Here is a 24,469-nt window from a genome sequence, read left to right on the forward strand (position 1 = left end):
TTCTGATGAATCGAGCCAACAGAAAACGCTGAAAAAACATCCAAAAGATGGAAAAACTCGCCTGTAACGACCAGGATTATGATTGCCCGCAAAAGGCGGGCCAGGACAATCCATAGCCGATATCCAATCGGAATTTACGGGAGCATAGTAATGACAGATATTGCGCAGTTGCTTGGCAAAGACGCCGACAACCTTTTACAGCACCGTTGTATGACTATTCCTTCTGACCAGCTTTATCTCCCCGGGCATGATTACGTAGACCGCGTGATGATTGACAATAATCGCCCGCCAGCGGTGTTACGTAATATGCAGACGTTGTACAACACCGGGCGTCTGGCTGGCACAGGATATCTTTCTATTCTGCCGGTTGACCAGGGCGTTGAGCACTCTGCTGGAGCTTCATTTGCTGCTAACCCGCTCTACTTTGACCCGAAAAACATTGTTGAACTGGCGATCGAAGCGGGCTGTAACTGTGTGGCGTCAACTTACGGCGTGCTGGCATCGGTATCGCGGCGTTACGCGCATCGCATTCCATTCCTCGTCAAACTTAATCACAACGAGACGCTAAGTTACCCGAATACCTACGATCAAACGCTGTATGCCAGCGTGGAGCAGGCCTTCAACATGGGCGCGGTGGCGGTTGGTGCGACTATCTATTTTGGTTCGGAAGAGTCACGTCGCCAGATTGAAGAAATTTCTGCGGCTTTTGAACGTGCGCACGAGCTGGGCATGGTGACAGTGCTGTGGGCCTATTTGCGTAACTCCGCCTTTAAGAAAGATGGCGTTGATTACCATGTTTCCGCCGACCTGACCGGTCAGGCAAACCATCTGGCGGCGACCATAGGTGCAGATATCGTTAAACAAAAAATGGCGGAAAATAACGGCGGCTATAAAGCGATTAATTACGGTTATACCGACGATCGCGTGTACAGCAAGTTGACCAGCGAAAACCCGATTGATCTGGTGCGTTATCAGTTAGCTAACTGCTATATGGGCCGCGCAGGGTTGATAAACTCCGGCGGTGCTGCAGGCGGTGAAACTGACCTCAGCGATGCAGTGCGTACTGCGGTTATCAACAAACGCGCAGGCGGAATGGGGCTGATTCTTGGACGTAAGGCGTTCAAGAAATCGATGGCTGACGGCGTGAAACTGATTAACGCCGTGCAGGACGTTTATCTCGATAGCAAAATTACTATCGCCTGATGTGCTTTGTACGACCAGCACTGCCACGTATGACGGATAAGGCGTTTACACTGCATCCGGCATAAAATAACGCGCACTTTGCTACGGCTTCCCTATCGGGAGGCCGTTTTTTTTGCCTTTCACTCCTCGAACAATTTTCATATTGTCGTTTTTGTGATCGTTATCTCGACATTTAAAAACAAATAATTTCATTATATTTTGAAATCGAAAGCAAACGACAGGATATGAAAATGTACGTGGTATCGACAAAGCAGATGCTGAACAACGCGCAGCGCGGCGGTTATGCGGTTCCGGCATTCAATATTCACAATCTCGAAACGATGCAAGTGGTGGTAGAAACCGCTGCCAGCATGCATGCGCCGGTCATCATCGCCGGAACGCCCGGCACATTTACTCATGCAGGTACAGAAAATTTGTTGGCGCTGGTCAGCGCGATGGCGAAGCAATATCACCATCCACTGGCGATTCATCTCGACCATCACACGAAATTTGACGATATCGCTCAGAAGGTTCGTTCTGGCGTGCGCTCAGTCATGATTGACGCCTCGCATTTGCCTTTTGCGCAAAATATTTCACGGGTCAAAGAGGTGGTGGATTTTTGCCATGGCTTTGATGTCAGCGTCGAAGCGGAGCTGGGGCAACTTGGCGGCCAGGAAGATGATGTGCAAGTCAATGAAGCCGATGCGTTGTACACCAACCCCATTCAGGCGCGTGAATTTGCCGAGGCAACCGGAATTGATTCCCTGGCGGTCGCCATCGGCACGGCTCATGGTATGTATGCCAGCGCACCGGCGCTTGATTTTTCTCGGCTGGAGAACATTCGCCAGTGGGTGAACTTACCGCTGGTGCTGCATGGCGCGTCAGGGTTATCGACTAAGGATATTCAGCAAACCATCAAACTGGGGATATGCAAAATCAACGTTGCAACGGAGCTGAAAAATGCCTTCTCGCAGGCGTTGAAAAATTACCTGACCGAGCACCCCGAAGCGACCGATCCCCGGGATTATTTGCAGTCGGCTAAATCCGCAATGCGCGATGTGGTGAGCAAAGTGATTGCCGATTGTGGCTGCGAGGGCAGGGCATAACGCACCTGCCATTTAACAAGGAAAAAACATGAAAACGTTAATTGCCCGGCATAAAGCTGGTGAACATATCGGCATATGCTCAGTCTGTTCTGCCCATCCGTTGGTTATCGAAGCGGCGCTGGCATTTGATCGCAACAGCACGCGCAAAGTGCTGATTGAAGCAACGTCAAACCAGGTCAATCAATTTGGCGGTTATACCGGAATGACACCGGCAGACTTTCGCGAATTTGTTTTTACGATTGCCGATAAAGTGGGATTTGCGCGCGAGCGCATTATTCTCGGCGGCGATCATCTGGGGCCAAACTGCTGGCAGCAAGAAAATGCGAATGCGGCGATGGAAAAATCCGTCGAGCTGGTAAAGGCATATGTTCGTGCTGGCTTCAGTAAAATTCATCTTGATGCGTCAATATCCTGCGCGGGGGATCCCATACCGTTAGCACCAGAAACGGTTGCGGAACGAGCTGCTGTGCTTTGCTTTGCTGCGGAAAGTGTGGCGACAGATTGCCAGCGTGAGCAACTGAGCTATGTCATTGGCACCGAAGTGCCGGTTCCGGGCGGTGAGGCCAGCGCCATTCAGTCAGTACACATTACCCGGGTTGAAGATGCCGCCAATACTTTACGTACGCATCAAAAGGCCTTTATTGCTCGTGGGCTGACAGAGGCGTTAACACGCGTGATTGCCATCGTGGTGCAGCCGGGTGTGGAATTTGATCACAGCAATATTATCCATTATCAGCCGCAAGAAGCGCAGGCGCTGGCGCAATGGATAGAAAACACCCGAATGGTTTATGAAGCACATTCTACCGATTACCAGACCCGGACGGCTTATTGGGAATTAGTCCGCGATCACTTTGCAATTTTGAAAGTCGGGCCAGCATTAACCTTTGCTCTACGTGAGGCGATATTTGCGTTAGCACAAATTGAGCAGGAAATTATCGCCCCCGAAAATCGCAGCGGTTGCCTGGCTGTAATTGAAGAAGTGATGCTCGACGAACCGCAATACTGGAAAAAATATTATCGTACGGGTTTTAACGATTCATTACTGGATATTCGTTACAGCCTGTCGGATCGTATTCGTTATTACTGGCCGCATAGTCGGATTAAAAATAGCGTCGAAACGATGATGTTGAATCTGCAAGGCGTGGACATCCCACTGGGCATGATTAGTCAGTATCTCCCCAAACAATTTGAACGCATTCAGTCCGGGGAATTATCAGCAATACCGCATCAGCTGATTATGGATAAAATTTATGATGTTTTGCGCGCCTATCGCTACGGCTGTGCGGAATAAGGACGGTATATGACTAACCTGTTTGTTCGTAGCGGAATTTCTTTTGTCGATCGTAGCGAAGTTTTAACCCATATCGGTAATGAGATGCTCGCGAAAGGTGTGGTTCATGATACCTGGCCACAGGCATTAATTGCCAGAGAAGCAGAATTCCCTACCGGGATAATGCTTGAGCAGCACGCCATCGCAATACCGCATTGTGAGGCGATTCATGCTAAGTCGTCAGCCATTTATCTGTTAAGGCCAACAAATAAAGTTCATTTTCAGCAAGCGGATGATGATAAGGACGTGGCGGTATCGTTGGTTATCGCGTTGATTGTGGAAAATCCGCAGCAGCAATTGAAACTTTTACGCTGTTTATTTGGCAAGTTACAACAGCCCGATATCGTCGAGACACTAATCACTCTTCCTGAAACCCAGTTAAAGGAATACTTCACAAAGTATGTTTTAGATTCAGACGAATAAATCCCTCTGTAACAATAAAAAGGACTATTTATGAAACGCAAGATTATTGTCGCTTGCGGAGGCGCGGTTGCGACCTCTACGATGGCGGCGGAAGAAATTAAAGAGTTGTGTCAGAGTCATAATATTCCTGTTGAATTAATCCAGTGTCGGGTTAATGAAATAGAAACCTATATGGATGGTGTGCATTTGATATGTACTACCGCCAAAGTTGACCGTAGTTTTGGCGATATTCCGTTAGTTCACGGCATGCCTTTTGTTTCTGGTGTCGGTATCGAAGCATTACAAAATAAAATTCTGACTATCTTACAGGGGTGACCTATGTTTTCAGAAGTCATGCGTTATATTCTCGACCTCGGCCCTACGGTGATGCTGCCGATTGTCATCATTATTTTTTCTAAAATATTAGGCATGAAGGCAGGCGATTGCTTTAAAGCGGGTCTGCATATCGGGATTGGCTTTGTTGGCATTGGCCTTGTGATTGGCTTAATGCTGGATTCCATTGGTCCGGCGGCGAAAGCGATGGCGGAAAATTTCGACCTGAATCTGCATGTGGTCGATGTCGGTTGGCCGGGCTCTTCACCAATGACCTGGGCGTCGCAAATTGCGCTGGTGGCGATTCCGATTGCGATTCTGGTTAACGTGGCGATGCTACTGACCCGTATGACGCGGGTGGTAAATGTTGATATCTGGAATATCTGGCATATGACCTTCACCGGCGCATTGCTGCATCTGGCAACCGGTTCATGGATGATAGGGATGGCGGGTGTGGTAATTCACGCGGCGTTTGTTTATAAGCTCGGCGACTGGTTTGCCCGCGATACCCGAAATTTCTTTGAGCTGGAAGGCATTGCTATTCCGCACGGTACGTCGGCGTATCTGGGGCCAATTGCGGTGCTGGTGGATGCTATCATCGAGAAAATCCCAGGCGTTAACCGTATTAAATTTAGCGCCGACGATATTCAGCGCAAATTTGGTCCGTTTGGCGAGCCTGTCACCGTGGGTTTTGTGATGGGGCTGATTATCGGCATCCTCGCGGGTTACGATGTCAAAGGTGTATTGCAGCTGGCGGTAAAAACGGCGGCAGTTATGCTGCTGATGCCAAGAGTGATTAAACCCATCATGGATGGTTTAACGCCTATCGCTAAGCAGGCCCGTAGTCGTTTACAGGCGAAGTTCGGCGGTCAGGAGTTCCTGATTGGCCTTGATCCGGCGTTGCTGCTGGGGCATACGGCGGTGGTATCGGCAAGCCTGATTTTTATCCCTCTCACCATTTTAATTGCTGTTTGTGTTCCGGGTAATCAGGTGCTGCCGTTTGGCGATCTTGCAACTATCGGCTTCTTCGTGGCGATGGCGGTTGCCGTGCATCGTGGAAATCTGTTCCGCACCTTAATCTCGGGTGTCATCATTATGAGCATCACCCTGTGGATCGCGACGCAAACTATTGGTTTGCACACCCAACTGGCGGCTAATGCTGGGGCGTTAAAAGCCGGGGGTATGGTGGCTTCAATGGATCAGGGCGGTTCTCCCATTACCTGGTTACTGATTCAGGTTTTCTCCCCGCAAAATATTCCCGGTTTCATTATTATCGGCGCAATTTATCTGACCGGTATTTTCATGACCTGGCGTAGAGCGCGTGGTTTTATTAAACAAGAGAAAGCCGTTCTCGCAGAATAATTTTTACCTGAGGGGGAGGTAATCCCCCTTAACAATCAGGAGTTTTTATGAAATCAGTGGTGAATGATACTGATGGTATCGTGCGCGTTGCAGAAAGCGTCATTCCTGAAATTAAACATCAGGATGAGGTGCGGGTCAAAATTGCCAGCTCGGGATTATGTGGTTCCGATTTACCCAGAATTTTTAAAAATGGTGCACATTATTATCCAATAACGTTAGGCCATGAATTTAGCGGCTATATTGATGCTGTGGGATCCGGTGTTGATGATTTACATCCTGGCGATGCGGTTGCCTGTGTGCCGTTATTACCCTGTTTTACTTGTCCAGAGTGTTTGAAAGGGTTTTATTCCCAGTGCGCAAAATATGATTTTATTGGCTCGCGGCGTGATGGTGGATTTGCTGAATATATTGTCGTTAAGCGAAAAAATGTCTTTGCTCTACCCACGGATATGCCTATTGAGGATGGGGCTTTTATTGAGCCGATTACCGTTGGCCTGCATGCTTTTCATTTAGCGCAAGGTTGTGAGAATAAAAACGTTATTATTATTGGTGCCGGAACCATTGGCCTGCTGGCTATTCAGTGCGCTGTCGCGCTGGGAGCAAAGAGTGTGACGGCTATCGACATTAGCTCAGAAAAACTGGCACTGGCAAAATTTTTCGGTGCGATGCAAACATTTAACAGCCTTGAAATGAGCGCGCCGCAAATGCAGGGCGTTTTACGCGAGCTGCGCTTTAATCAGCTTATCCTCGAGACGGCTGGTGTCCCGAAAACCGTCGAACTGGCGGTAGAGATTGCCGGGCCTCATGCCCAGCTGGCGCTGGTGGGCATGTTGCATCAGGATCTGCATTTAACATCGACAACGTTTGGCAAAATATTACGTAAAGAGCTGACGGTTATCGGCAGCTGGATGAACTACTCCAGCCCTTGGCCGGGGCAGGAGTGGGAAACGGCGAGCCGGTTGCTGACAGAACGTAAGTTAAGCCTGGAGCCATTAATCGCTCACCGTGGAAGCTTTGAAAGCTTCGCCCAGGCGGTGCGTGACATCGCTCGTAATGCTATGCCGGGCAAAGTGTTGCTCATTCCCTGAAACCGCGGGCCAGCGTGATGCTGGCCCGGTATTGTGCAAAACAGATCATTCACCAATGGTCCCCCTTCGTTTACACTAGCCACAATTGAATATGGGTAAATGACGATGAATTCATTCGAGCGAAGGAATAAGATCATCCAATTAGTGAATGAACAGGGAACCGTGCTTGTTCAGGATCTGGCGGGAGTATTTGCTGCCTCGGAAGCGACAATCCGTGCCGATTTGCGCTTTCTCGAACAAAAAGGCGTGGTTACGCGCTTTCATGGCGGTGCGGCGAAAATAATGTCCGGTAATAGTGAAACCGAGACCCAGGAAGTTGGGTTTAAAGAGCGATTTCAGCTCGCCAGCGCGCCAAAAAACAGAATAGCGCAGGCGGCAGTCAAAATGATCCACGAAGGGATGACCGTTATTCTCGACAGCGGAAGTACGACAATGCTTATCGCCGAAGGATTAATGACCGCCAAAAATATCACGGTGATTACCAACAGTCTCCCGGCAGCATTTGCCCTTTCCGAAAATAAAGACATTACTCTGGTCGTCTGTGGTGGGACCGTCCGCCATAAAACACGCTCGATGCATGGTTCCATTGCCGAGCGTTCATTGCAGGATATTAATGCCGATTTAATGTTTGTCGGTGCTGATGGTATTGATGCGGTTAATGGTATTACGACCTTTAATGAAGGTTATTCGATTAGCGGGGCGATGGTTACAGCCGCAAATAAAGTGATTGCCGTTCTCGATTCATCGAAATTTAATCGTCGCGGTTTTAATCAGGTACTGCCAATCGAAAAAATTGACATTATTATTACCGATGATGCCGTGTCAGAGGTGGATAAACTGGCATTGCAGAAGACACGGGTGAAATTAATTACGGTGTAGTATTGCTCTGTATGCCGGATAAAGTTTTTACACCGCATCCGGCATTACGGATTCTCCCTGGTTCAAGAGAGAATAGTGTGATTAACGCAACAATGGGCAATCTGGTGGTAATCGACAACGCAACGCCGCCGGAAGTATTTCAATATGAAAGTTTTGTCCGCTCAACGGTTCGCCATCAAGATTAAAAGTGATTTCGTGTGGGGCTTGTATATCAAACCACGACGAAGCGCCTTCGATAATATTCGGGTTATCTTCGTCAGATTTTAATGTTGATACGAGAGCCGGAAGAATTTCATCGCCGGTAAAAATGCGCAGTTGCAGCAAGCCATCGTTAATTAACGCGTTCGGGCACAATTGCTGACCGCCACCGGCCTGACGCCCGTTACCAATACCAATGACCAGGGCGTCACCTTGCCAGTGAAAGTTTTCACCGCGGATCTCACAACGGTCCGGTTGCAGAGTATCCATGCGCATTAAGCCATGAATGATGTAAGAGACGCCACCCAGCGCGGCTTTTAATTTTTCCGGCGTTTCTGTGGTAATACGCGTCCCAAATCCGCCTGTCGCCATATTAATAAAACAGGTTTGTTTGTTGACCTGCGCCATATCTATCGCAATGGCGTCACCGGCAATTGCCAGTTTCAGCGCCTTATCCAGTGCCTCAGGAATCCTTACACTGGTGGCAAAATCATTGGCGGTTCCTAATGGCAAAATTCCTAGCGCGGGTATGTCATCCCCCTCACACTGAATCAACGCCGTAGAAACTTCATTAATGGTGCCATCGCCACCACCGGCAATCACCGTTGCGACGCCCAACTTCCGGGCCTCCTCTACATATCGTGCGGCATCGCCTTTCTCCCAGGTGACCCGCACATGGATCGTCATTCCTTCCTCACGCAACAGCATAATTGCTTCGCGCAATGGTAAATTGTCAGTACTTTTGCCATTAAGAATCAGTAAGCTGGCGGGAAATTCTGCCATGATCGTATGTGCCTTTATGATTGGTCTGTAGATAGTGTAGAGCAGAAAAGAAAAGGTGGAGTCAGAACAGGATGAAAGTCGGAGGATAAAAAGTCAGTTCAAGTATAGAGGATTCAGTGGTTACCACCAGGAGCTTGCAATGGGGACAGTGAATGTTAACGGTAGCCACCGGTAAATTTCAAAAAAGAGCATATACCTAATATTCAACTAAACAGTGGCATCTTCAATATACTATTAAAAATATATTAACCCCCCATGGGGTTATCCGGAAGGGCATCCGTGTATGTAATTCCTACTTATGTAGGAAATGTTGTACAGAACATTTATTATAATCCTATTCAATTATAATAATCATGCCATTATTATATTTTAACACCAAAGCGTGTCGTTGGTATTTAATGGGGGAAGGTAAGATGAAAAAGATAGCTGCTATATCATTAATTAGTGTTTTTCTTATGTCTGGGTGTGCTGTGCATAATGATGAGACAAGTATCGGTAAATTTGGTCTTGCATATAAAAGTAATATTCAGCGTAAACTCGATAACCAATACTACACCGAAGCCGAAGCTTCTTTAGCCAGGGGCAGAATTTCTGGTGCAGAAAATATAGTAAAAAATGATGCAGCTCATTTCTGTGTTACTCAGGGCAAAAAAATGCAGATAGTTGACCTGAAGACAGAAGGTGCAGGATTACATGGCGTCGCTCGTCTGACATTCAAATGTGGAGAGTGAGAATATTTTTTGGTAAGCGTCAAACATGCGCGTTCTGGTTGTGCTTAGCCGGAACCTGTGCGAGCACGATGCCGTTACGTGAAAGGCATCGTGCTATGAAGGGAGATTCTATCGATGTGGTCAATGGAAGACGGTGACCAGGGATAGGGCTTACGCGTAAAAAATAAGCCCGTGTAAGGGAGATTTAGGGTGTCATCAGTAGGGGCTTTCAACGGTACAATGCGGGTTTGAGCGGCATAAATGACCACTGAAAGCCCTTAAACGTTACTCTACTGTGGACACTGTGTGGACACTCTCGGCCTCAGTACCACCTCTCAGCGGATTAAGAGAAATGGCGTCCTGAAGGTACTCTGGAGCAAAATGAGCGTAAACCATAGTTTGCTCAATCCGCGTGTGACCTAGTATCCGTTGTAGCGTGATAATACTTCCTCCATTAATCATGAAATGAGTGGCAAAGCTGTGCCTTAGTGCATGTGTGGCTTGCCCCATTGGCAAATCCGGTTTTATTGCTTTCATTGTTCGTCTGAAGCGAGGGTAATCAGCATCAGGGAATAAAAAACCTCGTTTGTTATCCGCGATCATTTTGGCAACAGCCTCTGAGATCGGGACGGTGCGTGGTTTGTTTGTTTTCGTTTTAACAAACGTGACGCGGTTATGAATGATATTTTCTGCTTTCAAACGAGCTGCTTCTCCCCAACGTGCTCCAGTACTCAGGCAAAGAATCGCAATCTTTTTGTTGTCGCCGTCAAGAGCTGCGAGCAGTAAGGCAATTTCTTCCTGCGTGAGATAGCCTGTGTCTGGTTTTTCCTCCTTAAGCCTTTTTGTCCCTCTGATAGGGTGCTCACCAAAGTATAACTCCGCTTCAATCAGGGCTGTAAACATGCCGCTAATACATGTTAAATCACGATTGATACTCGAAGGTTTAATACCCTGACTTCTTCGGGTGGCGCAGTATTGGCTGATAAGCGATTTCGTAATTTGAAATGCGCATGGGTCATTCGTTATTTTTGTGAAGATTTCAATTTTTCCAAGATTAGATTTCCCATGCTCTTCGTGTTTACCCTTTAAATCCCACCAGATCTGTGTCAGCTCCGACAGACGTCGCTTGTCTGTTGGTTTTGATAGCCATTCTTTATTGTGGTGGTTGTACAACGTGTATTTCTCGAAAGCGACAGCTTCGCTTTTCTTATCAAACTTCCTACGGATGCGTTTTCCATTACGTCCAGTAGGGCGGATGTCCACTTCATATCGACCATCATCGAGTTTTTTGATTGCCATCAGAAAACCCTCCGAGTGGTGTGTTTTTTTGCGACTACTAATCGTTTTTTTCGTGGTGGCTGAAATTTAGCCACCAATAGTAGGCACTTGTGATGAATATATTCACGATGAATTGTTAACCAGTCTTTTGACCGGAGTGGGGCGACGTTGTTTCGTTTTGCCCAAAGTGTGCGAGAGCGGGCGCAATTTGCCCGGACTCAGGAGCGATCTGATTTGTCATGAACCATAAAGTGTATTTGGTGAATTGTGGGGTCTGCAGGATGTTCATCATGACATCTGTTGGAGGTGTTGAACGACCACTTTCATAGTAACTCAGCGTGCCATACGGAACCCCTGTTAAATCAGCAAGTTGTTGTCTGCTCAAATACTCAGATTTTCGCATTAAGACTATCTTCTCGCTTATCGTGTTTGACATAGTGTTTAGATCTCAATAGTATTTAGTTTAGATATAGATTGTTTAGTGCTTGGATGTGGGCACTAAAAGGCATTATAAGGCATTAAACGCAATTCATGAGGGCTGGAGGACGACATGAGCAAGCAAGTAACACTCATGACTGATGCGATTCCTTATCAGGAGTTCGCAAAACTAATAGGAAAATCGACAGGAGCGGTTCGTCGGATGATCGATAAAGGAAAGCTGCCTGTAATTGATATGACCGATCCACAATCAGCTTCAGGTCGTGCAGGTGAATATTGGGTATACCTTCCGGCATGGAATAACGGACTAAAACTGGCTTATGAAAGCCGCCCTAAAGAGATTCGTGACGGCTGGTTGATGTGGTTAGGTCTCGGTGAACCACGTTAAGGAGAACCGTATGAATGAGCCTCGTTGTATTGCTCAGTTACTGCGTAACGAAAGCCCCAGGGCGATTGACTTCACCATTACCCACGGTAAGGGACGCAAGGGAATCATTATCCGCACCAAAAAACAGAGTCCGTTAAAGAAGGCTCTGACCTTTCTGAAAAGTCGGAGGGTCTGGAAATGACAGTGATGACGCTCAATCTTGTTGAAAAACAGCCAGCAGCTATGCGCCGGATAATTGGTAAGCATCTGGCCGTCCCTCGCTGGCAGGAGACATGCGATTATTATAATCAGATGATGGAACGTGAACGGCTAACGGTTTGCTTCCATGCGCAGTTAAAACAGCGTCACGCAACGATGCGTTTTGAAGAAATGAATGATGTCGAACGTGAACGACTGGTATGTGCAATTGATGAATTGCGTGAGGCATTCTCAAAACGCCGTCAGGTTGGCGCAAGTGAGTATGCATATATTAGTTTTTTAACAGTCAGTCAGCGTCGTACTTTATTTATGCATGCCGGATTGACTGAAAAAGAATTCAACCAGCCATACTGGCGAATTAATGAAGAGTCATGTTACTGGCGTGATGCTTTATTCCGTGCATTACGTGAATTATTCAGCCTGTTTGAGTATGCACCGACAATTCTGACGTCGGTAAAACCAGAGCAATATCTGCATTAAGTAATTAACCAGAGTTTTTAACGCACTTAATCGTGCGGGGCTTCTTTTTGCCTGGAGAAAGTTATGCATACAGTTTCTGAAAATCAGTGCGGTAAATACGCATTACTGCTGCAACAGGCCAGAACCGAAGCACAGGCCGACGCTGCGACGCGCTTTTCTTCTCATCTTGATGCCATGATTCGCCACATCACAAAGGCGGAGTTATCCCGCGTGGAGATAGTCGAGCTGCTCAGTCAGGAGTCGGAAAAATTTCACAATATCGGATTGTCTCGCGGGGAGGTGCTTTGATGTCCTGTTCTCGTTCAGTTGTATTACTGAATAACGCCTTAAAAATCGCCGTTATGAAAAATGGCGATTTGTCTCTTATTCAACTTGGTCTTGATAAAGAAAAACGCGAAATAACTGAGTCTGTTATCGCGATTTATCAGAACGAATTAAACCTCCTGTCTGATGTGGTCAATTTACTTGTTAAACGCGCTGTGTTTCACAAGCAAATCTCCTCCGTGGATGAACTGACGAAATTAACGACAGAAATCGCCAGCTATTGCGCTGATGAATTTAAAAAACTGAACGACAAAAGGAACTGGTAATGCCGGACAACGTAGATTTTATTCAGGAACAACAGGCTGAATTACTGGAGCGCCAGATTAACGCGGCAAGGGTAAAACATTGCGGTGTTTCTTCGCTGGTTTGCGAAGAGTGTGATGCGCCAATACCTGCTGCCCGTCGTGCGGCTTATCCGTCAGCCACGCGTTGTGTTTCCTGTCAGTCAGTCTTTGAAGCAAAAAACAAACATTACCGGAGAACGGCATGAGTATTCGTATTGAAATTGGCGAACGTTATGTCGTTACCAGTGACAGCTTTCAGTTTATTCTCCACGAGAAAAAGAGAGCGGAAAGCGGTAAAAACGCCGGTCAGGAATGGCTGTCGGTGGTTGGTTATTACCCGAAATTAAGCCAGCTCGTTTCCGGCCTGATGCATCACGATATTCTGACCGGAAGCGCAAAGTCTTTTGCTGATTTAAACGCGCAGGTTGAGCAACTCAGCAAGCGTTGTTCAGAGGCTTTTGGCTCATATGGCCGTTAAAGCCTCCGGGCGTTTTGTCCCTCCGTCAGCATTTGCCGCAGGCACCGGTGAGACGTTTACCGGTGCTTATGCATGGAACGCGCCACGCGAGGCCGTCGGGCGAGAAAGACCTCTTACACGTGACGAGATGCGTCAGGTGCAAGGTGTTTTATCCACGATTAACCGCCTGCCTTACTTTTTGCGCTCGCTGTTTACTTCACGCTATGACTACATCCGGAGCAATAAAAGTCCGGTACACGGGTTTTATTTCCTCACATCCACTTTTCAGCGTCGTTTATGGCCGCGTATTGAGCGTGTGAATCAGCGCCATGAAATGAACACCGACGCGTCGTTGCTGTTTCTGGCAGAGCGTGACCACTATGCGCGCCTGCCAGGAATGAATGATAAGGAGCTAAAAAAGTTTGCTGCCCGTATCTCATCGCAGCTTTTCATGATGTATGAGGAACTCAGCGATGCCTGGGTGGATGCGCATGGCGAAAAAGAATCGCTGTTTACGGATGAGGCGCAGGCTCACCTCTATGGTCATGTTGCTGGCGCTGCACGTGCTTTCAATATTTCCCCGCTCTACTGGAAAAAATACCGTAAAGGGCAGATGACCACGAGGCAGGCATATTCTGCCATTGCCCGTCTGTTTAACGATGAGTGGTGGACTCATCAGCTTAAAGGCCAGCGTATGCGCTGGCATGAGGCGTTACTGATTGCTGTCGGGGAGGTCAATAAAGACCGTTCTCCTTATGCCAGTAAACATGCCATTCGTGATGTGCGTGCACGCCGCCAGGCAAATCTGGAGTTTCTTAAATCGTGTGACCTTGAAAACAGGGAAACCGGCGAGCGCATCGACCTTATCAGTAAGGTGATGGGCAGTATTTCTAATCCTGAAATTCGCCGGATGGAGCTGATGAACACCATTGCCGGTATTGAGCGTTACGCCGCCGCAGAGGGTGATGTGGGGATGTTTATCACGCTGACCGCGCCGTCAAAGTATCACCCGACACGTCAGGTCAGAAAAGGCGAAAGTAAAACCGTTCAGCTTAATCACGGCTGGAACGATGAGGCATTTAATCCAAAGGATGCGCAGCGTTATCTCTGCCGCATCTGGAGCCTGATGCGCACGGCATTCAAGGATAATGATTTACAGGTCTACGGTTTGCGTGTCGTCGAGCCACACCACGACGGAACGCCGCACTGGCATATGATGCTTTTTTGTAATCCACGCCAGCGTAACCAGATTATCGAAATCATGCGTCGCTACGCGCTCAAAGAGGATGGAGACGAAAGAGGAGCTGCGCGAAACCGTTTTCAGGCAAAACACCTTAACCGGGGCGGTGCTGCGGGATATATCGCGAAATACATTTCAAAAAACATCGACGGCTATGCACTGGATGGTCAGCTCGATAACGATACCGGCAGGCCGCTGAAAGACACAGCGGCGGCTGTTACCGCATGGGCGTCAACGTGGCGCATCCCGCAATTTAAAACGGTTGGCCTGCCGACAATGGGGGCTTACCGTGAACTACGCAAATTGCCTCGCGGCGTCAGCATTGCTGATGAGTTTGACGAACGCGTCGAGGCTGCACGCGCCGCCGCAGACAGTGGTGATTTTGCGTTGTATATCAGCGCGCAGGGCGGGGCAAATGTCCCGCGCGATTGTCAGACTGTCAGGGTTGCCCGTAGCCCGTCGGATGACGTTAACGAGTACGAGGAAGAAGTCGAGAGAGTGGTCGGCATTTACGCGCCGCATCTCGGCGCGCGTCATATTCATATCACCAGAACGACGGACTGGCGCATTGTGCCGAAAGTGCCGGTCGTTGAGCCTTTGACTTTAAAAAGCGGCATCGCCGCGCCTCGGAGTCCTGTCAATAACTGTGGAAAGCTCACCGGTGGTGATACTTCGTTACCGGCTCCCACACCTTCTGAGCACGCCGCCGCAGTGCTTAATCTGGTTGATGACGGTGTTATTGAATGGAATGAACCGGAGGTCGTGAGGGCGCTCAGGGGCGCATTAAAACACGGACTGAGAACACCACATTGTCAGCCAAGAAACGGAAGCCCGTTAAAACCGCATGAAATAGCGCCATCAGCTAGACTGACCAGGTCGGAACGAATGCAAATCACCCGTATCCGCGTTGACCTTGCTCAGAACGGTATCAGGCCGCAGCGATGGGAACTTGAGGCGCTGGCGCGTGGAGCGACATTGGTATATGGCGAAAAAAAATTCACATATCAGCTTGTTGATAAGCAGTTTTGTTTTTAATCAAATAGTGTATTAAATGTACTAAAATGTATCTTTTTATATAAAAAACAAAGTGTTGAATCAATTCTCGGCTTTTGTATTTTTTAGATCGTAAACCGATTAGTGTTACCAAGAGTATTCAGTTAATAGGGCTTTAATTTTTTGCTTCCCTGTTTTGGTGGTTATGTGGTACTGTGTTTTTATACAGTTTTTGAGGTTGCTGAGAAATAGAGAATGATAGAGTTATATGCGAGCCTTAGTTTAATTCGTTGTAATTAGGATCGGGTATATCATTCGTGCTGTCAGTGGTCCTATACCACTAAGCAAAGCAATAGAATCCTACGAATTATTGTTTAAATAGTAACATTGGCAATTATAACGGCAGTATCTGTGTTTTGTCTGTCAGTGGTTACATCGAGAGTATGTGATTTGCATTACATAACTAGTTGATGTTCCTTAGTTGTAGATAGAAAGTATTCGATTTATTATAAGAGTACAAAAATTTATGCTAAGGATACTAGAATGGAGTGGATTACACATATCATCACTTTCTTTGTCGGACTGGGAGCGGGTTGGTCGATTCGTGTCGTGTTTTCATCTAGAAAGCAAATTGGTAATTCCAGCGTGAACTCAAACAATCATACAGTTACTCAAACTGGTAACAGTGTTACAAATGGAAGTATTGTTGGCGGTAATCAGGATAGGTCACATTAAGAGGTGTTGGTGTGTCTATCGAACAGTCAGGAAATACCGTAACAAATGGCAACATAATTTCTGGTGATCAGACTAATCATATATTCAATTATCCTGTTAAAGGAACTAACCGGGAGATACAGAAACTTTATGAGTGTTTGAAGAGAGGTGATATAGGGGAAGCGGTTCCGGGGTTTTGTGCTGAACTAGAGCATTATATGTCCCTTCAGCCTGATATTGATGTTCGGGGGTTAGACGCTAAATTACTCGAGAGTAATAGAAAAGATTTGTTGTTTTTAGCTAAGCAGATGAAGGAAAAAGCGACAAAAGCCATAATGCGTCGCCAGACGTCAAAAACTGCACAAAGAATATTTGTAATAATTTTAGATCAAATTCATTTTGATTTTATAACGAAAGTAACACCACTTATAGAAGCGGATAGCTCCAGAGTGATTGTTGATGAGAAAATCGCTTCAATAATTGATGAATTATATTCGTCTTTGGGAGAGAACTTGCTAGAGCTAACAGCAAAAGATCTCTTGGGATTACTATTTTTTCTGGGTGGCAATTGCCATATAAGGTGGGATAAATGCTAATTTACCATCCAGCATATGATGCATATCATTGTTTATTCAGAATGATTGCTCTTATAGACCATGTAAATGAAATTGAGGTAGATAAGGCCAGAATTTTGGACTTCTATCTGCTATTTCCTGCTTTGGTATCTGAAATTAGAATGCCTCATAATTATTCTTCAATGAAGAAAGAAGCGAAGAAGTATTCTAATATATATCGGGATCCTATTAATGTTAGATCTACATTCAGAGATATGTATGAAATTCAAATGGCAGCAATAAGATGTCTTGCAGCTACTGGGTTGGTTGAGATGGATTGTCTTGAGAAAAACATTATAAAGAGAACAGATAAGTCTGTTCCAGATGGCTTATTACTTTCTATTAATAATTTTATTAATACGAATAAAACTATTAATACATTTATCATAGATACACTATCTAAATTCCATTTGGTTGGAAAAGATGGTTTAAAAGATAGAACGAAGTTAATGGAGTTTAGATATGACTATTCTTAATCCATCTTTTTTTGTTAGTAAATTAAAAGTTTTCCAAGCTGGGCATGAAGCATTTAGCTGTGTTTTCCATAAAGGGGTAAATGTAATAAGGGGGCGAAATAGCTCTGGCAAAACTACTGTTATGGATCTTTTAGCATTTTCACTTGGTGCTGAAAATATTAGCTTGAAACCAACAGCTCTTTTATGTTCATTTACCATGGTTGAAGTGCTTTTGAATAATAATCTTGCCTGTTTTAAGCGGGAGATAAGTTCAGAATCCATGCGGCCGTTGAGTATTTTTTGGGGCTCGATGGATAAAGCTCTTAACTCATCACCGAGTCAGTGGCAAACTTATCCTTTTAAGCGTTCAGAAAAATCACTGAGTTTTTCTCAGGTAATTCTAAATGCTTTGGATATGCCTCTAGCTCAAGGAGAGGGTGCTTCAATTTTAACAATGCATCAAATCCTACGTGTATTATATGCAGATCAGCCATCTCTTCATAGTCCTATATTTAGGAACGATAATTTTGATAGAGCTCTAACACGAGAGACTATTGGTGATTATTTATGTGGTATATTTGATGACAAACTTTATAGCTCTTTGATTAGGCTTAAACAGGTTGATGCTGAACTTTCGACAAAAATTGTTGAGCTGAAAAGCATATTTAAAGTTCTTGGACGCTCTGGGCAATCGCAGCATGTAAGTTTTATTGACGATAAAATAAAAGAGCTAAGAGAGAAGAAAGAAAAGATCAATGGAGAGCTTATCTCTCTCAAAGAGAGTAATAACTCTTCTGTTAATGATAAAAATGCTGATAAAACTAAAACTAACAACCTTCGAAAAAATTTAAATAAAGCGAAGGAAGAAGAAGTAAAAAATATTGACAGTATCCATATGTTAGAAATGGAGATAGCTGACTCTGAAATGTTCATTAATGAGTTAGAATCCAGATTGCGCTCTCTTAATGAATCAAGTATTGCCAGAGACTATTTTAGCAACGTTAAATTTCAATTTTGTCCCAGTTGTTTAAGTGAGTTGAATATTTCCTCTGAAAATGAGTGCTCATTATGTAAAAATCACGCGCCAGAGGGTAGTGATGCTCCTCAATTATTAAGGATGAAAAATGAGATTTCTATCCAATTAAAAGAATCCAGAGATCTTCTTGAGCATAATTATGTAAAACTGAGAGAGCTTAAGAGCCAATCTCCTGCTTTAAAGCAAAAAGTGCGAGATTTAATTCGTGAATATGAAGAAGTCTCTAAGGTTTGGGAAAATGCCTATGAAATAGAGTTTGAAACTCTTACTAAGGCTCTGGGACGTGTTGAAGAAGAAATTAAACAGGCTTGTGAATTACAAAAACTTAGTGATGTAATATCTGATTTGCAAAAAGATCGTGATAGTCTGCAGTCAGAGAAGGAGAGATTGTCCTCTTTAATTGAATCTTTGGAGAGTAAAGAGGAATATAGGAAGAAGGATATTTCTAAAACTATAGAAAACATTATGAAAAGACTTCTTAAAAAAGATCTTCCATTGCAGACTGAATTTATTGATCCTAGAAAAGTTAATTTTAGCTTTGCCGATAATACTGTTTATGTAAATGGGTCTAAGTATTTTTCAGAAAGTTCAGCAGTTGTATTAAGACATCTCTTTCATTTAGCATTGTTAACTGCAAGTATTGAAAAAAAATACATGAGATTACCTCGTTTCCTAATGCTTGATGGAATTGACGATGGTGGAATGGAGAAAGAGCGCAGTCACAATCTGCAGAAAATAATAGTACAAGAAACTCAATCGTATCAATATGATTTTCAAATAATTTATGCTACATCGGAGATTAATCCAGAATATGAAAATACCGATTTGATTGTTGGTCGATATTTTAATCCAGATGATAAATCATTAAAGATAAATTATACCGCTCTTGATAAAGATTTATTGAACTAACAACCAAAACCATGCATAACCATGCATGGTTTTGCATTTATATCAGCTTGTTTTTGAATCGGGGCAAGTCCAGGGGTGGTAAGCTGTTTGGAGAAAACTGCAACTGCATTAAAACCGCCCCGTGAAGCGGGCGGGCGAGGCGGGGAAAGCACTGCGCGCTGGCGGTGGTGCTGATTTTATTTTTTCAGCGTCTCAGCGCGTCGTGACGGCGCTTAGTCTGCCCGTTGAGGCGTTGGTGTGTCTGCGGGGTGTTTTGTGCGGTGGTGAGCGTGTGAGGGCGTGATGACGGGGTGTAAAAAAGCCGCCCGCAGGCGGCGATGTTCAGCCGTTGTCAGTGTCCAGTGAGTAGTTTTTAAATCGGATGACCTCCTGACCGAGCCAGCCGTTTATCTCGCGGATCCTGTCCTGTAACGGGATAAGCTCATTGCGGACAAAGACCTTTGCCACTTTCTCAATATCACCCAGCGACCCGACGTTTTCCGGCTTGCCACCCATCAACTGAAAGGGGATGCGGTGCGCGTCAAGCAGGTCAGCGGCGCTGGCTTTTTTGATATTAAAAAAATCGTCCTTCGTTGCCACTTCACTGAGCGGGATAATTTTAATGCCGTCGGCTTTCCCCTGAGGGGCATAGAGAAACAGATTTTTAAAGTTATTGCGGCCTTTCGACTTAACCATGTTTTCGCGAAGCATTTCGATATCGTTGCGATCCTGCACGGCATCGGTGACGTACATGATGTATCCGGCATGTGCGCCGTTTTCGTAATACTTGCGGCGGAACAGCGTGGCCGACTCATTCAGCCAGGCAGAGTTAAGGGCGCTGAGATATTCCGGCAGGCCGTACAGCTCCTGATTAATATCGGGCTCCAGCAGGTGAAACACGGAGCCGGGCGCGAAGGCTGTCGGCTCGTTGAAGGACGGCACCCACCAGTAAACATCCTCTTCCACGCCACGACGGGTATATTTCGCCGGTGAGGTTTCCAGTCTGATGACCTTACTGGTGGTGCTGTAGCGCTTTTCCAGAAACGCATTACCGAACACCAGAAAATCCAGCACAAAGCGGCTGAAATCCTGCTGAGAAAGCCACGGATGCGGGATAAATGTCGAGGCCAGAATATTACGTTTGACGTAAATCGGTGAGCTGTGATGCACGGCAGCACGCAGGCTTTTTGCCAGACCGGTAAAGCTGACCGGTGGCTCATACCATCTGCCGTTACTGATGCACTCGACGTAATCCAGAATGTCACGGCGGTCGAGTACCGGCACCGGCTCACCAAAGGTGAATGCCTCCATTTTCGGGGCGCTGGCGGTGATTGTTTTTGCCGCAGGTTGCGGTGTTTTCCCTTTTTTCTTGCTCATCAGTAAAACTCCAGAATGGTGGATGTCAGCGGGGTGCTGATACCGGCGGTGAGTGGCTCATTTAACAGGGCGTGCATGGTCGCCCAGGCGATGTCGGCGTGGCTGGCTTCCTCGCTGCGGCTGGCCTCATAGGTGGCGCTGCGTCCGCTGCTGGTCATGGTCTTGCGGATAGCCATAAACGAGCTGGTGATGTCGGTGGCGCTGACGTCATATTCCAGACAGCCACGGCGGATGACGTCTTTTGCCTTGAGCACCATTGCGGTTTTCATTTCCGGCGTGTAGCGGATGTCGCGCGCGGCGGGATAGAACGAGCGCACGAGCTGGAACACGCCGACACCGAGGCCGGTGGCATCAATACCGATGTATTCGACGTTGTATTTTTCGGTGAGTTTGCGGATGGATTCAGCCTGGGTGGCAAAGTCCATGCCTTTCCACTGGTGACGCTCAAGTATTCTGAATTTACCACCGGCCACCACCGGCGGTGCCAGCACCACGCATCCGGCGCTGTCGCCACGGTGTGACGGGTCGTAACCAATCCATACCGGGCGGGAGCCGAACGGATTTGCGGCAAACGGCGCATAGTCTTCCCATTCTTCCAGCGTGTCGACCATGCAGCGTTGCAGCTCCTCGAACGGGAACACCGACGCCTTGTCGTCAACAAATTCACACATGAACAGGTTTTTAAAATCGTCGGCGCTGTTTTCACGTTTGAGCTGCTCAATGTCGAACAGCGTGCAGCCACCTTTCAGGGCGTCCTCAATGGTGACAATCTGCCGCCACTGGCCGTCCGCACAGAGAAGCTCACCGGCAAGGGCGTTATGACTGACGTCGATTTCCACGCGTTCGGCGGCGCTGGCGCGTCCCCGGTTGAACAGTTCACCTGACCAGAACGGGTAGGCGTCGTGCGCCAGCGTGGACGGGGTGGAGAAATAGGTCGAGCGCAGGTGACTCTGTGAGGCCATACCTGATGCCACCTTACGCAGTACCTGAAAATTCGGGATCCAGAAAATCTCGTCGACGTACAGGTCGCCGTTATGGCTCTGTGCGGTGTTGGAGTTGGTGCCGAGAAAAATCAGTTTTGCGCCGTTATTGCCCAGGACAATCGGGTCACCGGTCAGGTCAACGTCAACCAGACGGGCAAAGGCGATGATGTATTCGCGGAACACATACGCCTGCGTTTTACTGGCCGACAGAAAAATCTGGTTATGGCCGGTTTTCAGGGCGCGCAGCAGCGCCTCGCGGGAAAAATAAAACGTCGCGCCAATCTGGCGGGATTTCAGGATATCGCGGATGCGGTGCTCAAGCCCGGCGCGATACCAGTGCAACTGATAGTCGAAAGACTGCTCAAAGAAAATCTGCTCCAGCTTTTCGATGGCCTCGTCACTGAAAAAATTCTTTTTCGGTTTGCGACGCCCGCCTTTGTTGCGGTTAGCGACGTTCGGATTAAGGTCTGCCTCGTTGCCGGTCTGACTGTAGCGGTTGACCCGTGCCAGTCGTTCAATCTGGCGTCCCAGCAGGTCAATTTCCTTGAAGTCACCGCCGGTTTTCTGCGGTTTGATGATGAGCTGGGTCAGCCGCGCTTCCAGACTCATTTCGACACGGCTGATGGGGGCAACGCTGTCCCAGCCGTCGCGCTGTTTCCAGCTCTGCACCGTCGGGCGTTTCATCTGCAACATGGCGGCAATCTGCGGCACGGAAAATCCCTGCCAGTACAGCAGCGCCGCCTGACGACGCGGGTCGTGTAAAAGAGTGGTGTCTGTGGTGATGGTCATGAATACCTCGCCGTGATGAATACACGGCAAGGCTACTGAGTCGCGCCCCGCGATTCGCTAAGGTGCTGTTGTATCAGTGATAAGCCATCCGGGACTGATGGCGGAGGATGCGCATCGTCGGGAAACTGATGCCGACATGTGACTCCTCTAATCACTATTCAGGACTCCTGACAATGGCAAAAAAAGTCTCAAAATTCTTTCGTATCGGCGTTGAGGGTGACACCTGTGACGGGCGTGTCATCAGTGCGCAGGATATTCAGGAAATGGCCGAAACCTTTGACCCGCGAGTCTATGGTTGCCGCATTAACCTGGAACATCTGCGCGGCATCCTGCCTGACGGTATTTTTAAGCGTTATGGTGATGTGGCCGAACTGAAGGCCGAAAAGATTGACGATGATTCGGCGCTGAAAGGCAAATGGGCGCTGTTTGCGAAAATCACCCCGACCGATGACCTTATCGCGATGAACAAGGCAGCGCAGAAGGTCTATACCTCAATGGAAATTCAGCCGAACTTTGCCAATACAGGCAAATGTTATCTGGTGGGTCTGGCCGTCACCGATGACCCGGCAAGCCTCGGCACGGAATACCTGGAATTCTGCCGCACGGCAAAACACAACCCTCTGAACCGCTTCAAATTAAGCCCTGAAAACCTGATTTCAGTGGCAACGCCTGTTGAGCTGGAATTTGAAGACCTGCCTGAAACCGTGTTCACCGCCCTGACCGAAAAGGTGAAATCCATTTTTGGCCGCAAACAGGCCAGCGATGACGCCCGTCTGAATGACGTGCATGAAGCGGTGACCGCTGTCGCTGAGCATGTGCAGGAAAAACTGAGCGCCACTGAGCAGCGCCTTGCTGAGATGGAAACCGCCTTTTCCGCACTTAAGCAGGATGTGACTGACAGGGCGGATGAAACCAGTCAGGCATTCACCCGCCTGAAAAACAGTCTCGACCACACCGAAAGTCTGACCCAGCAGCGCCGCAGCAAAGCCACCGGCGGTGGCGGTGACGCCCTGATGACGAACTGCTGACCGGCGTCAGTCAGTCCGGGAAAACCTTCACGATTAACTCTTAATTTCAGGAAAAACTATGCGCCAGGAAACCCGCTTTAAATTTAATGCCTACCTGTCCCGTGTTGCCGAACTGAACGGCATCGACGCCGGTGATGTGTCGAAAAAATTCACCGTTGAACCGTCGGTCACCCAGACCCTGATGAACACCATGCAGGAGTCCTCTGACTTTCTGACCCGTATCAACATTGTGCCGGTCAGCGAAATGAAAGGGGAAAAAATTGGCATCGGTGTCACCGGCTCCATCGCCAGCACCACCGACACCGCCGGTGGCACTGAGCGTCAGCCGAAGGACTTCTCGAAGCTGGCGTCAAACAAGTACGAATGCGACCAGATTAACTTCGATTTTTATATCCGCTACAAAACGCTGGACCTGTGGGCGCGTTATCAGGATTTCCAGCTCCGTATCCGTAACGCCATTATCAAACGCCAGTCCCTTGATTTCATCATGGCCGGTTTTAACGGCGTGAAGCGTGCCGAAACCTCTGACCGCAACAGCAATCCGATGCTGCAGGATGTGGCGGTCGGCTGGCTGCAGAAATACCGCAATGAAGCCCCGGCGCGCGTGATGAGCAAGGTTACTGACGAGGAAGGTCACACGACCTCTGAGGTCATCCGCGTGGGTAAGGGCGGTGATTATGCCAGCCTCGATGCACTGGTGATGGATGCGACCAACAACCTGATTGAGCCGTGGTATCAGGAAGACCCTGACCTTGTGGTGATTGTGGGGCGTCAGCTACTGGCGGACAAGTATTTCCCCATCGTCAACAAAGAGCAGGACAACAGCGAAATGCTGGCCGCTGACGTCATCATCAGTCAGAAACGCATCGGTAACCTGCCGGCGGTACGCGTCCCGTACTTCCCGGCGGATGCGATGCTCATCACGAAGCTGGAAAACCTGTCCATCTACTACATGGATGACAGCCATCGCCGCGTGATTGAGGAAAACCCGAAACTCGACCGCGTGGAGAACTACGAGTCAATGAACATTGATTACGTGGTGGAGGACTACGCCGCCGGTTGTCTGGTGGAAAAAATTAAAGTCGGTGATTTCTCCACACCGGCTAAAGCGACCGCAGAGCCGGGAGCGTAA

General features: G+C 47.5%; 28 protein-coding genes. 23 read left to right on the plus strand and 5 right to left on the minus strand.

From position 1 onward, the window contains the following. The first annotated feature begins 150 nt into the window (after positions 1-150). The 8 genes from fbaB (at position 151) to ACJHYD_RS02425 (ending at position 7,682) form a co-directional block, all read left to right on the plus strand. Positions 151-1,203, plus strand: a complete 1,053-nt coding sequence (gene fbaB, locus ACJHYD_RS02390; RefSeq protein ID WP_000129551.1) for a class I fructose-bisphosphate aldolase — start codon at positions 151-153, stop codon at positions 1,201-1,203. Positions 1,204-1,433: 230 nt separating this feature from the next. Beyond that, complete coding sequence (gatY, locus tag ACJHYD_RS02395; RefSeq protein WP_001551333.1) at positions 1,434-2,288, plus strand: tagatose-bisphosphate aldolase subunit GatY; 855 nt, start codon at positions 1,434-1,436, stop codon at positions 2,286-2,288. 28 nt (positions 2,289-2,316) lie between these two features. After that, the gene (gene gatZ / locus ACJHYD_RS02400; RefSeq protein ID WP_001551332.1) at positions 2,317-3,579 is read left to right on the plus strand and encodes a tagatose-bisphosphate aldolase subunit GatZ; all 1,263 of its coding nucleotides are present in this window, start codon (positions 2,317-2,319) and stop codon (positions 3,577-3,579) included. A gap of 9 nt (positions 3,580-3,588) precedes the next feature. After that, positions 3,589-4,041 (plus strand): PTS galactitol transporter subunit IIA, encoded by a 453-nt coding sequence (gene gatA / locus ACJHYD_RS02405; protein WP_001551331.1) that lies wholly within the window; start codon positions 3,589-3,591, stop codon positions 4,039-4,041. A gap of 30 nt (positions 4,042-4,071) precedes the next feature. Beyond that, positions 4,072-4,356: a PTS galactitol transporter subunit IIB gene (gene gatB, locus ACJHYD_RS02410; RefSeq protein ID WP_000823282.1), complete on the plus strand. Its 285-nt coding sequence runs from the start codon at positions 4,072-4,074 to the stop codon at positions 4,354-4,356. Positions 4,357-4,359: 3 nt separating this feature from the next. Next, positions 4,360-5,715 carry a PTS galactitol transporter subunit IIC gene (locus tag ACJHYD_RS02415; RefSeq protein ID WP_000490663.1) on the plus strand — a complete coding sequence of 452 codons (1,356 nt, stop codon included), beginning with the start codon at positions 4,360-4,362 and terminating at the stop codon, positions 5,713-5,715. Between the two features lie 47 nt (positions 5,716-5,762). Beyond that, positions 5,763-6,803, plus strand: a complete 1,041-nt coding sequence (gene gatD / locus ACJHYD_RS02420) for a galactitol-1-phosphate 5-dehydrogenase (RefSeq protein ID WP_001551330.1) — start codon at positions 5,763-5,765, stop codon at positions 6,801-6,803. 105 nt (positions 6,804-6,908) lie between these two features. Beyond that, the gene (locus ACJHYD_RS02425; protein WP_001295426.1) at positions 6,909-7,682 is read left to right on the plus strand and encodes a DeoR/GlpR family DNA-binding transcription regulator; all 774 of its coding nucleotides are present in this window, start codon (positions 6,909-6,911) and stop codon (positions 7,680-7,682) included. An 81-nt stretch (positions 7,683-7,763) separates the two neighbouring features. Here the strand turns inward: ACJHYD_RS02425 and yegS are convergent, their stop codons facing one another. Further along, positions 7,764-8,663: a lipid kinase YegS gene (yegS, locus tag ACJHYD_RS02430; RefSeq protein WP_000807371.1), complete on the minus strand. Its 900-nt coding sequence runs from the start codon at positions 8,661-8,663 to the stop codon at positions 7,764-7,766. A gap of 413 nt (positions 8,664-9,076) precedes the next feature. On the opposite strand from yegS, the gene yegR reads away from it, so the two are divergent. After that, positions 9,077-9,394: a protein YegR gene (gene yegR, locus ACJHYD_RS02435; RefSeq protein ID WP_001303579.1), complete on the plus strand. Its 318-nt coding sequence runs from the start codon at positions 9,077-9,079 to the stop codon at positions 9,392-9,394. Positions 9,395-9,658: 264 nt separating this feature from the next. Here the strand turns inward: yegR and ACJHYD_RS02440 are convergent, their stop codons facing one another. Together ACJHYD_RS02440 and ACJHYD_RS02445 are read right to left on the minus strand one after the other, a co-directional pair. Beyond that, complete coding sequence (locus tag ACJHYD_RS02440) at positions 9,659-10,672, minus strand: site-specific integrase (protein ID WP_000985262.1); 1,014 nt, start codon at positions 10,670-10,672, stop codon at positions 9,659-9,661. 115 nt (positions 10,673-10,787) lie between these two features. Next, a complete protein-coding gene (locus tag ACJHYD_RS02445) occupies positions 10,788-11,087 on the minus strand; it encodes a helix-turn-helix domain-containing protein (protein ID WP_001306384.1) in 300 nt (99 codons plus the stop codon). 114 nt (positions 11,088-11,201) lie between these two features. On the opposite strand from ACJHYD_RS02445, the gene ACJHYD_RS02450 reads away from it, so the two are divergent. The 12 genes from ACJHYD_RS02450 to ACJHYD_RS02505 all read left to right on the plus strand — a co-directional run bounded on the left by ACJHYD_RS02450 (position 11,202) and on the right by ACJHYD_RS02505 (position 19,181). After that, entirely contained in the window at positions 11,202-11,477 is a 276-nt protein-coding gene (locus tag ACJHYD_RS02450) for a regulatory phage cox family protein (RefSeq protein ID WP_000043869.1), read from the plus strand. A gap of 10 nt (positions 11,478-11,487) precedes the next feature. Then, positions 11,488-11,658 (plus strand): hypothetical protein, encoded by a 171-nt coding sequence (locus ACJHYD_RS02455; RefSeq protein ID WP_001005162.1) that lies wholly within the window; start codon positions 11,488-11,490, stop codon positions 11,656-11,658. Beyond that, positions 11,655-12,155, plus strand: coding sequence for a replication protein B (locus ACJHYD_RS02460; protein ID WP_137484449.1), 501 nt, complete (start codon positions 11,655-11,657; stop codon positions 12,153-12,155). The genes ACJHYD_RS02455 and ACJHYD_RS02460 overlap by 4 nt, the downstream gene beginning before the upstream one ends. 63 nt (positions 12,156-12,218) lie before the next feature. Next, on the plus strand, positions 12,219-12,443 hold the full coding sequence (locus ACJHYD_RS02465; RefSeq protein WP_000557703.1) for a DUF2732 family protein: 225 nt from the start codon (positions 12,219-12,221) through the stop codon (positions 12,441-12,443). Beyond that, positions 12,443-12,745 (plus strand): DUF5405 family protein, encoded by a 303-nt coding sequence (locus tag ACJHYD_RS02470; protein WP_001515551.1) that lies wholly within the window; start codon positions 12,443-12,445, stop codon positions 12,743-12,745. Before ACJHYD_RS02465 ends, ACJHYD_RS02470 begins: the two co-directional genes overlap by 1 nt. Then, positions 12,745-12,969, plus strand: a complete 225-nt coding sequence (locus ACJHYD_RS02475; protein WP_001113273.1) for a TraR/DksA family transcriptional regulator — start codon at positions 12,745-12,747, stop codon at positions 12,967-12,969. Before ACJHYD_RS02470 ends, ACJHYD_RS02475 begins: the two co-directional genes overlap by 1 nt. Continuing rightward, entirely contained in the window at positions 12,966-13,241 is a 276-nt protein-coding gene (locus ACJHYD_RS02480; protein WP_000027672.1) for a DUF5405 family protein, read from the plus strand. Before ACJHYD_RS02475 ends, ACJHYD_RS02480 begins: the two co-directional genes overlap by 4 nt. Further along, a complete protein-coding gene (locus ACJHYD_RS02485) occupies positions 13,231-15,495 on the plus strand; it encodes a replication endonuclease (RefSeq protein WP_137484448.1) in 2,265 nt (754 codons plus the stop codon). The genes ACJHYD_RS02480 and ACJHYD_RS02485 overlap by 11 nt, the downstream gene beginning before the upstream one ends. Before the next feature lie 501 nt (positions 15,496-15,996). Beyond that, positions 15,997-16,188, plus strand: a complete 192-nt coding sequence (locus tag ACJHYD_RS02490) for a hypothetical protein (protein WP_001403151.1) — start codon at positions 15,997-15,999, stop codon at positions 16,186-16,188. Between the two features lie 11 nt (positions 16,189-16,199). Next, positions 16,200-16,763 (plus strand): ABC-three component system protein, encoded by a 564-nt coding sequence (locus ACJHYD_RS02495; protein ID WP_001403150.1) that lies wholly within the window; start codon positions 16,200-16,202, stop codon positions 16,761-16,763. Further along, positions 16,757-17,257: an ABC-three component system middle component 5 gene (locus ACJHYD_RS02500; protein WP_001610015.1), complete on the plus strand. Its 501-nt coding sequence runs from the start codon at positions 16,757-16,759 to the stop codon at positions 17,255-17,257. The genes ACJHYD_RS02495 and ACJHYD_RS02500 overlap by 7 nt, the downstream gene beginning before the upstream one ends. Continuing rightward, on the plus strand, positions 17,244-19,181 hold the full coding sequence (locus ACJHYD_RS02505; protein ID WP_001403148.1) for an AAA family ATPase: 1,938 nt from the start codon (positions 17,244-17,246) through the stop codon (positions 19,179-19,181). The genes ACJHYD_RS02500 and ACJHYD_RS02505 overlap by 14 nt, the downstream gene beginning before the upstream one ends. Before the next feature lie 321 nt (positions 19,182-19,502). On the opposite strand, the gene ACJHYD_RS02510 is transcribed toward ACJHYD_RS02505, so the two are convergent. Together ACJHYD_RS02510 and ACJHYD_RS02515 are read right to left on the minus strand one after the other, a co-directional pair. Beyond that, a complete protein-coding gene (locus ACJHYD_RS02510; protein ID WP_072647742.1) occupies positions 19,503-20,537 on the minus strand; it encodes a phage portal protein in 1,035 nt (344 codons plus the stop codon). Then, positions 20,537-22,309, minus strand: a complete 1,773-nt coding sequence (locus ACJHYD_RS02515; protein ID WP_410228797.1) for a terminase ATPase subunit family protein — start codon at positions 22,307-22,309, stop codon at positions 20,537-20,539. Before ACJHYD_RS02515 ends, ACJHYD_RS02510 begins: the two co-directional genes overlap by 1 nt. A gap of 173 nt (positions 22,310-22,482) precedes the next feature. Between ACJHYD_RS02515 and ACJHYD_RS02520 the strand changes: the two genes are divergently transcribed. Then, a complete protein-coding gene (locus ACJHYD_RS02520; RefSeq protein ID WP_001085948.1) occupies positions 22,483-23,337 on the plus strand; it encodes a GPO family capsid scaffolding protein in 855 nt (284 codons plus the stop codon). 58 nt (positions 23,338-23,395) lie between these two features. Continuing rightward, complete coding sequence (locus ACJHYD_RS02525) at positions 23,396-24,469, plus strand: phage major capsid protein, P2 family (RefSeq protein ID WP_001774099.1); 1,074 nt, start codon at positions 23,396-23,398, stop codon at positions 24,467-24,469.

The organism is Escherichia sp. WS1368 (assembly GCF_046487485.1).
Taxonomy (GTDB): Bacteria; Pseudomonadota; Gammaproteobacteria; order Enterobacterales; family Enterobacteriaceae; genus Escherichia; species Escherichia coli.